The organism is Shewanella sp. c952 (genome assembly GCF_019654975.1).
Taxonomy (GTDB): domain Bacteria; phylum Pseudomonadota; class Gammaproteobacteria; order Enterobacterales; family Shewanellaceae; genus Shewanella.
Genome location: NZ_BPEW01000031.1, coordinates 42,880 through 53,969 on the forward strand (window position 1 = coordinate 42,880; position 11,090 = coordinate 53,969).

The following is an 11,090-nucleotide window of genomic DNA, read 5'->3' on the forward strand; positions in this document are numbered from 1 at the left end:
ACTAAACAGCGCTATTTCAATATTTAGATTAGAACTTATGCTTTAGATTCAAGATATTGCTTTAACTCTTGTAGATCGCTAGAGCCATAGTTAACAATTTCATTTAGCCAAGTTGAATGCTCATTAGCCCAAGCAGCTTCTTCGCCATGTTGAAGAAGTTGCGCAAACTGTTGGATGCGCTTTAGGCCTACTGACCCAGCTGCTCCCTTGAATTTATGAGCTTCACTACAAAGTGTATCTTTATCGTTTGCTTCATATGCGTTAACTAAGTTACCTACATATTCAGGCATTAGCTGTTCAAACAATACGACACTTTTAAGTAGCGTACCTGCGCCAATTGCACTGCAGTACTGCTCCAGTGTATTAAGATCCAAAATTGATTCTAATTCAGCTGTTGCCATTTAGGCACCTCTCAAAATGATTGCCGTGTAATAAAAAGACGATTTTACCACATAATACCCGCTAAAATGCTAGGTGCAACAACTAGTGTCATATGTAGTTAAATTCATTGCTAATTTAACCTTATCTTAACTTTTCGTTAATCAAAAAATATCACTCTATACGATATGTCGAGATTTTTGCTAGTGCAGATCCAACTGCATCACAAGTTGCTTACGCCACTTAACTAAGGTTCGTTTTCAAATAGTGACCTTGACCACCTTTTGCGGCTAGATCATCAACAATAGCGACTAAACCATCCCAACGAAACGCACACCAATCAGGAGCCAGTAACATCGGCTTCTTCGCATAAGCGGTGACCCGATGGAAAATTATATCCTCAGGAGTGTGACGTATTAGCTCACCAACACTAAAGGCATAATCTTCTATCGCTAACAAGTCCATCTTGTTGTTACGCCATGCTTTTGCCATGGTGCTGCCCTCTACAATATGTAAAGGATGTAGCTTTAATCCATCCACACCCGCATCCAGTACCTTATGAAGTGTCGCTAGGTAATCAGTGTGCCCTTCACCCGGCAACCCCAATATTAAATGAGTGCAGACTTTAATGCCGCGCTCACGAGCACGCTTGACTGTATCCGCATAGACTTCAAAATCATGACCACGATTGATCTTCTTCAGTGTTTTATTGTTCGCGGTCTGCAACCCGAGCTCTAGCCAAACATCGAGCCCCTGCTGCTGATATTGTGCCAACAGTTCAATCACTTCATCAGGCACACAATCTGGCCGAGTGCCCACACACAGACCAACGATGTCGGTATCTTGAATCGCTTCATCATACTTCTGCTTTAATACAAGGTATTCGTCATAAGTACTGGTATACGCCTGAAAGTAGGCGATGTATTTAGACGGCTTAGTCGATAATCGCTCACGGCCTTGGGTTAACTGATCTTGAATTGACAGTTCAGTTTTATGTTCGTGGCTAAAGGATGCAACGTTACAATAAGTGCAACCACCTTTACCTAGGGTGCCATCTCGATTTGGACAGGTAAACTTAGCATCTATCGTCAGCTTACGGATCCGTTCCCCATACTGCTGTTTACACACACTGCCGAACGTCTTTACATAACTATCCAAGCCCAAAGCCAATCACCCCACCAAAGAATTTGCGCCATTCTATTCATTTCTTTAAATCATTTATTAGCGCTAGCTCAAATAACGGTAATTTCGCTGTCATCTTTATCTGGTAAACATTATTTGATAAGTAACAGTCGCTTCTGCATAAGTAGTCAACAATGAAAGTGACTATCATTTCACTGTATTTGCAATAAAAATCACTTTCTTGAAATCGACAATAATCACTGCACTTGTTACAAATTGGTAAACGACTTCAGACGTGTAATTTAAAATTCTTTTTATTCATAAGGTTATAGGCAACATTTTACAGTTTACGTAAAGGTAAACCTAGTAATACAAGCGTATGAATTAGCTAGCAATGCTTAAATGTTATGCAATAAATTGGTTTGACCTTTAGCACACTTAAGGTTAATTTGATTGATTCGGGTGAATATCTATAGAATATTTTTGCGTTATCTCCCGTGTTGTAGTCAGTTGAGGTTAGGAGTATACCAATGAGCTTATATCATCCAAGTTTTGAACGGGACAATTGTGGGTTTGGGCTTATAGCTCAAATGGACGGTGAAGCGAGTCACCGTATAGTACGTACCGCGATTCACGGATTGGACCGCATGAAACACCGTGGTGGTATTGCCGCAGATGGACGCACAGGTGATGGTTGCGGATTATTAATGCAACTACCGACTGAATTTTTTAAAGCTATTGCAGCTGAAAATGACTGGCACTTAAGTCGTCGTTTTGCTGTCGGTATGCTTTTTCTTAGCCAAGATGAAGAGCTAGCATCACAAACCAAGCACCTGCTAGAGCAAGAGTTACAAAAAGAGACCTTAAGTGTCGCTGGCTGGCGTGATGTGCCCGTTAATGCCAACGTACTAGGTCCTATTGGCAAGGCGAGCCAACCTCAAATTGTACAAGTCTTAATTAATGCGCCTATTGGTTGGCGCGAAAAAGATCTTGAGCGCCGCTTATATATGGCAAGACGCCGTGTAGAGCAGCAGCTAAGTCATGACAAAGATTTCTATATTGCCAGCCTATCAGGACAAGTTATCGTCTATAAAGGCTTGATGATGCCCGCTGACCTGCCCGCTTTTTATAGCGATCTGGCAGATATTCGTCTACAAAGTGCTATCTGCTTATTCCACCAGCGTTTCTCAACCAACACCTCACCTAAGTGGCCGTTGGCACAACCGTTTAGATATTTAGCCCATAACGGTGAGATCAACACCATTACCGGTAACCGACAATGGGCTAAAGCTCGTGCTTATAAGTTTCATGCACCGCTGTTACCTGACTTGCAACAAGCTGCGCCTTTCGTCAATGAAACCGGTTCTGACTCATCATCACTCGACAATATGTTAGAGATGCTGTTGGCTGGCGGTATGGACCTTTACCGAGCCATGCGTTTGCTTATTCCACCAGCATGGCAAAGTAATCCAGAGATGGATCCCGAGCTTAAAGCGTTTTACGATTTCAACTCCATGCACATGGAACCTTGGGACGGCCCTGCAGGCATCGTAATGACCAATGGTCGTCACGCTGCTTGTGCCGTTGATCGTAACGGCCTGCGTCCATCACGATATGTGATCACTAAAGATCGCATTTTAACGCTCGCCTCAGAAGTCGGTATATGGGACTACGCTCCCGATGAAGTGATAGAAAAAGGTCGCGTTGGCCCCGGTGAACTACTCGTACTTGATACCTTAAACGGTCAGCTATACTCGTCGTTTGAAATCGATAACGATCTAAAACGCCGCCACCCATACAAAGAGTGGATGGCTAAAAACAGCAAGATATTAAAACCAGCGGAAGACTTCGGTCCTAACGATCAAGGCAAACGCGAGTTTAACGATGATCAACTGTTGCAGTACCAAAAGCATTTTGGCTATTCACGTGAAGAGTTAGAACAGGTCATTTGGGTACTGGCGCAAAAAGGTGAAGAAGCTACAGGCTCAATGGGCGACGATACGCCAATGGCAGTGCTGTCTAAAAAGTCACGCACCATCTATGACTACTTCCGCCAAAAGTTTGCTCAAGTCACCAACCCGCCTATCGATCCATTGCGTGAAAAACACGTGATGTCACTAACCACCTGTGCCGGTCGTGAGCAAAACCTATTTAACGAAACAACCGGTCATGCATACCGCGTGATGTTCAACTCACCAGTGCTACTCTTTAGCGATTTTAATCAGCTAATGGCATTGGATAGCACCTACTATCGCGCGAACACTGTCGACCTAAACTACGACTTAGAAGAGGGGCTTGAAGCCGCTGTTAAGCGTATTTGTGACGAAGCGGAGCGTCTAGCACGAACAGGTACAACGTTACTTATTCTGTCAGACCGAGCTACCGCTAAATCTAAACAGGTTATTCCAGCGGCAATGGCCGTGGGCGCAGTACAACAGATTTTGGTCACTAAGAGCCTGCGCTGCGACACCAACATTATTGTAGAAACGGCCTCGGCAAGAGATCCGCACCATTTTGCGGTGCTACTTGGCTTTGGCGCGACCGCCATCTACCCCTACTTGGTGTATGAGTGCATTTCAGATCTTGCCCAGCGCAACGGCGTAGAGAACACCCGCGACTTGATGCTTAACTTCCGTCAAGGTATCGATAAAGGCCTGCGTAAGATCATGTCTAAAATGGGCATTAGTACCGTGGCATCTTACCGTTGTAGTCAGCAGTTTGAAGCCGTAGGTTTAGCTGACGAAGTGGTTGACCTTTGCTTTAACGGCGTGATTAGTCGCATTCAGGGGGCTAATTTTGAGCTGATAGAGAAAGATCAGCAGTTGTTACATAAGAATGCCTTTAGAGCGCATCAACAGCTTTCCCAAGGTGGACTCCTTAAGTACGTTGAAGGTGGCGAATACCACTGCTTTAACCCTGATGTGGTTAACACTTTGCAAGCCAGCCTGCGTGATCAAGACTACGTAAACTACAAACGCTTTACAGAGTTGGTTGATGACCGCCCTATTGCGACCCTGCGTGATTTAATTAAGGTCGAAGGTGACTTATCTGCTATCGATGTTAAAGACGTTGAAGCCGCTAAAACCCTTTACACTCGCTTTGACAGCGCAGCCATGAGTATTGGTGCATTAAGCCCTGAAGCGCACGAAGCACTCGCTGTAGCCATGAACCGTTTAGGCGGCCGCTCAAACTCAGGTGAAGGCGGAGAAGATCCACGCCGTTTTAACACCGAAGGTAACTCAGCGATTAAGCAGATAGCCTCAGGTCGCTTTGGCGTCACCGCGCATTACTTGGTCAATGCCGAAGTACTGCAAATTAAAGTGGCGCAAGGTGCGAAACCTGGCGAAGGTGGACAACTTCCAGGTGATAAAGTGAGCGTTGAGATTGCCGCGCTGCGTAATGCTCGCCCAGGTGTCACACTTATTTCACCGCCGCCGCACCATGATATTTACTCAATCGAAGATTTAGCTCAGCTAATTTTCGACTTAAAACAGATTAACCCTAAGGCGCTGATTTCAGTCAAGCTGGTATCAGAGCCTGGTGTCGGTACCATTGCTACCGGTGTTGCTAAAGCCTACGCCGATATGATCACCATTTCAGGCTATGACGGCGGTACAGGCGCAAGCCCAATTACCTCAGTTAAGTATGCTGGTAGCCCATGGGAGTTAGGTTTAGCTGAAGTGCATCAATCTCTGGTTGCCAATGGCCTGCGCCATAAGATCCGCCTGCAAGTCGATGGCGGCTTAAAAACCGGTAAAGATGTGATTAAAGCCGCGCTACTTGGCGCCGAAAGCTTTGGTTTCGGTACTGTGCCGATGATTGCACTAGGTTGTAAATACCTGCGTATCTGTCACCTAAACAACTGTGCTACTGGTGTCGCAACCCAAAATAAACAACTGCGTAATGAGCACTACCACGGTCTACCAGAGCGAGTGATGACTTACTTCGAGTTTGTCGCGCAAGAGATCCGTGAATACATGGCTGATCTTGGTGTCACCGAATTTGAGCAACTTGTTGGCCGTAGCGATTGGTTAAGCGCGATTGATGGCGAAACCGCTAAACAGCAAGCACTCGATTTAGCGCCAATTCTGTATAAACCTGAAGTACCTGCAACCTCTGCAGTCACTTGGCGCGAGACTAATCCGCCATCAGATCAAGGCGTGCTCAATCAACGCCTAGTTGAAGACTGTAAAGAAGCGGTACTCGCAGGCGTACCTATTTGTGAAATATTTAATATTAACAATACTGACCGTTCAGTAGGTGCCAGCTTGTCTGGTTATATTGCCACTCATGTAGGACGCGACGGCGCTAAAGCTCCTGTTACGCTTAAGTTTAATGGCAGTGCAGGTCAAAGCTTCGGCGTGTGGAACGCTCCTGGTCTTGAGCTGATGCTTTGCGGTGATGCCAACGATTACGTCGGTAAGGGTATGTCAGGCGGTAAGATTTCAGTTTATCCGCCACTGGGCAGCCCCTTCAAAACCGAACGTTCAACCATTTTAGGTAACACCTGTTTGTACGGTGCATCTGGCGGTAAGTTGTTTGCATCGGGTCAAGCAGGCGAACGTTTCGCTGTGCGTAACTCCGGCGCAATTGCTGTCGTAGAAGGCCTAGGTGATAACGGCTGTGAATACATGACCGGCGGCATCGTAGTGGTACTTGGTCAAACAGGGGTTAACTTCGGCGCAGGTATGACCGGTGGCTTTGCCTATATCTTCGATCAATTTGGTCACTTTAACCGCCGCGTTAACACTGAGATGGTCGACACTCACAAAGTACAATCGCCAATTCAACAGCAACATCTGCGTGAATTGATTGAGCAGCATGTTAAAGAGACCAACAGCGAACATGCCAAGATGATCTTAAATGATTTCGAAAACTGGCTAGATTGCTTCATTTTGGTGAAGCCTAAGAATGTTGCAGTTGACGATCTATTAAAGTTAGCGCAACCAGAACCTGCACTAGCAGTCAGAGCGGGGTAATGAATAATGAGCAATGATTTCCAGTTTATTGAAGTTGGGCGCAAAGACCCAACTAAACACGCAGCCAAACAGCGTGCTACGCAGTTTATTGAAATTTACCAGTCCTTTGCCCAACCACAGGTAAAAGAGCAAGCAGACCGCTGTTTAGACTGCGGTAACCCATATTGTGAGTGGAAGTGTCCACTGCATAACTACATCCCTAACTGGCTGCAACTCGCCAAACAGGGCCGCATTATGGAAGCGGCGGACCTAGTCCACGAGACCAATACTCTGCCTGAGATCTGTGGCCGAGTTTGCCCACAAGATAGACTCTGTGAAGGGGCTTGTACCCTTAACGAAGAGTTTGGTGCGGTCACTATTGGTAACGTCGAAAAGTACATCACCGATACCGCCATATCCCAAGGCTGGCGTCCTGACATGTCAAAAGTGACCGCCCGCAAAGAGCGAGTGGCAATTATTGGCGCTGGACCTGCAGGTCTTGGCTGCGCCGATATCTTGGCTCGCAACGGTGTTCAGGCTGTTGTTTATGACAAGAACGTACAGATTGGTGGCCTGCTGACCTACGGTATTCCATCATTTAAGCTCGACAAAGAGGTGATGCAAATTCGCCGCAACGTGCTCGAGGGCATGGGGATAGAATTTAAGCTTGGCGTTACGGTTGGCAAAGATGTCGACTTTAAAGAGCTAATAGAAAACTACGACGCAGTCTTTTTAGGCATGGGCACCTACACCGCGATGAAAGCCAACCTCGTTGGCGAAGATGCGACAGGTGTACATCAAGCGCTGCCTTACCTTATCGGTAATACCCACAATGTGATGGGCACCGAATGTGTTGATAATCCATACCTAAGCCTTGAAGGAAAGCGTGTAGTGGTTCTAGGTGGTGGTGATACCGCCATGGATTGTGTTCGTACCGCCGTACGTCAAGGCGCCACTCAAGTCACTTGTGCATATCGCCGTGACGAAGAGAACATGCCCGGTTCACGCCGCGAAGTACAAAATGCCCGCGAAGAAGGGGTTGAGTTTCTGTTTAACCGCCAACCCAGTGAGATCAAAACGGTTGACGGCAAAGTCGTTGGTATCGAGTGTATCGAAACAGAGTTAGCCGAAGCCGATGATAGCGGTCGCCGTCGTCCACAGCCTATTGCTGGCAGCGAGCAAGTATTGGACGCCGACGCGATTATTATCGCCTTTGGTTTCCAGCCAAGCCCAGCAAAATGGTTAGGCGATTACAACATTGAGCTCAATGACTGGGGTTTAGTCAAAGCGCCAAAGGTTGCCGACAACCCATTCCAAACCAGCAACCCTAAAGTGTTTGCCGGCGGCGATATGGTTCGCGGTTCAGATCTTGTGGTTACCGCCATTGCCGAAGGCCGTGACGCCGCCATGGGGATCCTTAACTATCTTGAAGACTAACGTATAGATGGATAGTGCTTAGAGGCCTAGTGTTTCAAAGTAAGCAATTAACAAGTTGTTTGTGATTGGCGCTCCGAATGGAGCGCTTTTTTTTACTTAATAAATAGTTCAAAAAAGCACCAACTTGAGCGAATACCACATTCTGTATTTGGCACAGCCGGCCAAATAATCTCAACAAAAAACCCCTTATTAACGGCCTGTTTGGTATCCATACCTGTCGTTAAATTACTTGATAACTTCGTCATCTTTCACCCTGCTTTCAATGGTCACAGTCGTTTCGATACTCCGTTAGAGAGTACAATTATCCAGCACTCGATAAAAGCTTACTCCCCCCATACATTACGCTTTAACCACGTGCTATAGCGCACATACTGAGGATACCTTGCTAGTATCCTCAACTATGTTGGTAGTATTCTCTAAGACGTCCATTAGGCATTTATAAGAGAAGTAACCAAATGAACGAGTTATTACTGCAAATAACGACACTCACCAACGGTGACCCTTTGTTGACAGCTGTAATTGTCGGAGTACTGACATTAACGTTAACCGGACTTGTGGCCTATATATTAAAAGATATCCCCTCGAAAATATTAGGCTGGGTCAGCAGCCTGCTGTTCATTCGGCTGACTATCGACGACAGCCAGCAAGCACGCACAGAGATATTTAATAAGCTGTCCTTTTTAATAAGTAACACTACCGTTCCGCTGTTTTCACGCTCTATCTCTGAAGCTGTCTATTTTGACTATAGTGCGAGTTACGACGGTCTTATCAGTGTTAAGTCCATTGGTTACGGCATGCATGTGTTTAAATACGATGGTTGCTTCATGCTGGCTACTCGGTCTAAGGTAGCGAGCACTGTGGCTTACGATACGATTACGGTAGCTGTACCTTGGTGGTCGAAAGATAAACTATATAGCTTTTTAGAAGGTGCTCGTGGAGATATATCTACTGCACCGAAAGTTAATATTTTCGAGGAAGCTGAGTGGTGTCGCTATGGCACATTAAGATCATCGGGTTTTAAAGAACTCGTGTTAGATAGCGGCTTTAAGCAGGAGTTACAGCGTGAAGTTGGTGACTTTGCCAGTAGAGATAAATCGGTTGTCAGTAAGCTAACCCTGCTGTTACATGGGCAAACCGGTACAGGTAAGACGGGTATAGCGAGAGCCTTAGCCGTTGAGTATGATCGCGATCTATACATACTTAATCTTTCTACTGTAAACGATGTCACTGTTCATAAGGCGATTAGAAAGATACCGCCTGGAGCTATGTTATTAATCGAAGACTGTGATTGTGTAAAAGCTACAGTATCACGCGCTGCAGAGAGTAACGTTGATAATCCACCACTGACCTTAGCTGGCGTACTTAACGCGCTAGACGGCGTTATTCCTCTTGAAGACTGTCTTGTCGTCATGACCACAAACCATCTTAAGAGTCTAGATCCTGCTTTGATCCGTAAAGGTCGTGTAGATGTCAGTATTGAAGTACCGCTAATCAGTGCCAAACAAATCAATGAAGACTACCATGAGCGTTTTGGCGCAGTGCTCAACAGAACCGAGCCAATGCTAGGTTGTGAAGTGTATGAACTGCATCGCAGAGCCAGCTTAAGATATGGTGTGTGTTGTAAGCCTCTAGGTCTATTAGGCTGATCAGCTTTGATAAGATAGAACATCAGTGGTTCCAATGAGCTGCTGTCGGCATATGCGCTGATACTGCTAGTACCTAGGGATATATAGCAATCAAGCTCAACTCCGCTGCCTTGAGCTTTTGCAAGTCACCGTGAATATATCCCTATAGGACCTGCTAAATCCGCCATGAATTAGCAGCTTGCACAGCATAATTCGGATGAATAGCTAGCAAGCCCATGGTAGTCGTTAACTCGCTTTGGGACCGGTATGAGGTAGCCTAACTAACAATTCGAGGTTAAGCGGAAATATGGCAATCAAGCGCCATTCAGCTGCATTGAGCTTTCGCAAGTCGCCGTAAATATATCCCTATAGGCTCTACTAAATTATCCATGATTTAGAAGCTTGCACAGCACAACGCAGATGAATCGCTAGCATGTAGCAGCGGGTCAATGATTGTACCTACAACGTATTGAAGCATTTTCCTAAGCACGATTAGCTTAGATGGAAAAGTATCGCTAATTCACCCCGCGCCTTTTATCCATAGTGTCCATATGATTAACTTATTATATGTTCTTGGCAGCAGTAGACAATGTGTCTAATCGCTTTTTTATTGCTTTTTCTAATTCATTGTAATGCTGTTTCGCATATACACGATTATGATCAGATGCCCAACTTAATAGCTTTTCACTTTCATCTTCTCTAATCCTTGAAACATTCTCTGCATAATTTTGGAGTTCAGAAAGAATATTAGTGGTAATAGAGTGTATTTCTTCAGGATAAAAAGGCGTATGTTTATGAATAACTGATGACGTTAAAAGGTTCGAGTTGAAAAATTCTAAAATCTTCTCATCTTTTTCTTCCTGATTATCACCAAACTTTAAAATATATTTAAGCTTTTCTGCTTCCATATTTAGGTGGGTAAGTGACTCCCAAATTTCTTGATAAATTTGAAACTCTTTATCAAAACGACTTTGATCAACATGAGCAATTTTAGAAAGTGTCTTATCCAACTTAACTTTAATATCGTTAACTTCGATGTCTTTTTGTTTTTGTAATTCATTTTTTTTGTACATCAAATAGACTGTATATGCGGCAATATTTAAAGTAGCCACTATCGCAGGTATACCACCATACAAATTAATAATCTCAGATAAATCCGACATTTTCTTCCAATCCTTAATGAACGTATAACGCCAAACTAACCCGAATGAAATCTTGGCAAAAATGCCAAGCGTGGAGTACCGGGGTTACTGCCTTGTTAGGTGCGTTTTGGCAATGCATATTTTAACGTAACATCTTTAGTTTCAACTTCTCTCGGGCCTTTAGTTGGGTCATGGAAATACCAAATATTGAATTTTCTTTCATGCGGTTTGGTGTCATGCCCCAGAGAGTCCCAGCCAAGATGCTTTGCTATTTTTTCTGCGACTTTGAGCTTTGCGGGTGATGATGCATCACCTTGAAACGCACTCATAACAGCGCCAAGTAGAAAATCAGATATTTGAATGTTTTCAGATTCTTTTGAATCTTTTTCTACAACCGACTTAATTGGCTCTTCACCATTAAGCTGTCC

The 11,090-nt window shown here is 44.8% G+C and carries 7 protein-coding genes and 1 pseudogene; 3 read left to right on the forward strand and 5 right to left on the reverse strand.

Going from position 1 to position 11,090, the window contains the following annotated elements; all coding sequences use genetic code 11:
* Nucleotides 1–35: 35 nt before the first annotated feature.
* Nucleotides 36–401: an Hpt domain-containing protein gene (locus tag K5R16_RS17445; protein WP_220739023.1), complete on the reverse strand. Its 366-nt coding sequence runs from the start codon at nucleotides 399–401 to the stop codon at nucleotides 36–38.
* Nucleotides 402–621: 220 nt separating this feature from the next.
* Nucleotides 622–1,542, reverse strand: a complete 921-nt coding sequence (locus K5R16_RS17450) for a TIGR01212 family radical SAM protein (protein WP_220739036.1) — start codon at nucleotides 1,540–1,542, stop codon at nucleotides 622–624.
* A gap of 488 nt (nucleotides 1,543–2,030) precedes the next feature.
* Between K5R16_RS17450 and gltB the strand changes: the two genes are divergently transcribed.
* Both gltB and K5R16_RS17460 read left to right on the forward strand, forming a co-directional pair.
* Nucleotides 2,031–6,479 carry a glutamate synthase large subunit gene (gltB, locus tag K5R16_RS17455; RefSeq protein ID WP_220739024.1) on the forward strand — a complete coding sequence of 1,483 codons (4,449 nt, stop codon included), beginning with the start codon at nucleotides 2,031–2,033 and terminating at the stop codon, nucleotides 6,477–6,479.
* Between the two features lie 6 nt (nucleotides 6,480–6,485).
* A complete protein-coding gene (locus K5R16_RS17460) occupies nucleotides 6,486–7,895 on the forward strand; it encodes an FAD-dependent oxidoreductase (protein WP_220739027.1) in 1,410 nt (469 codons plus the stop codon).
* 92 nt (nucleotides 7,896–7,987) lie between these two features.
* Here K5R16_RS17460 and K5R16_RS17465 read toward each other — a convergent pair whose 3' ends face one another.
* A complete protein-coding gene (locus K5R16_RS17465) occupies nucleotides 7,988–8,140 on the reverse strand; it encodes a hypothetical protein (RefSeq protein WP_220739029.1) in 153 nt (50 codons plus the stop codon).
* A gap of 210 nt (nucleotides 8,141–8,350) precedes the next feature.
* Here K5R16_RS17465 and K5R16_RS17470 point away from each other — a divergent pair, with 210 nt between their 5' ends.
* The gene (locus K5R16_RS17470) at nucleotides 8,351–9,541 is read left to right on the forward strand and encodes an AAA family ATPase (RefSeq protein WP_220739031.1); all 1,191 of its coding nucleotides are present in this window, start codon (nucleotides 8,351–8,353) and stop codon (nucleotides 9,539–9,541) included.
* A gap of 542 nt (nucleotides 9,542–10,083) precedes the next feature.
* Here the strand turns inward: K5R16_RS17470 and K5R16_RS17475 are convergent.
* Both K5R16_RS17475 and K5R16_RS17480 read right to left on the reverse strand, forming a co-directional pair.
* Nucleotides 10,084–10,683, reverse strand: a complete 600-nt coding sequence (locus K5R16_RS17475) for a hypothetical protein (protein WP_220739033.1) — start codon at nucleotides 10,681–10,683, stop codon at nucleotides 10,084–10,086.
* Between the two features lie 95 nt (nucleotides 10,684–10,778).
* Nucleotides 10,779–11,090, reverse strand: a pseudogene (locus K5R16_RS17480) (hypothetical protein); the annotation flags it as partial.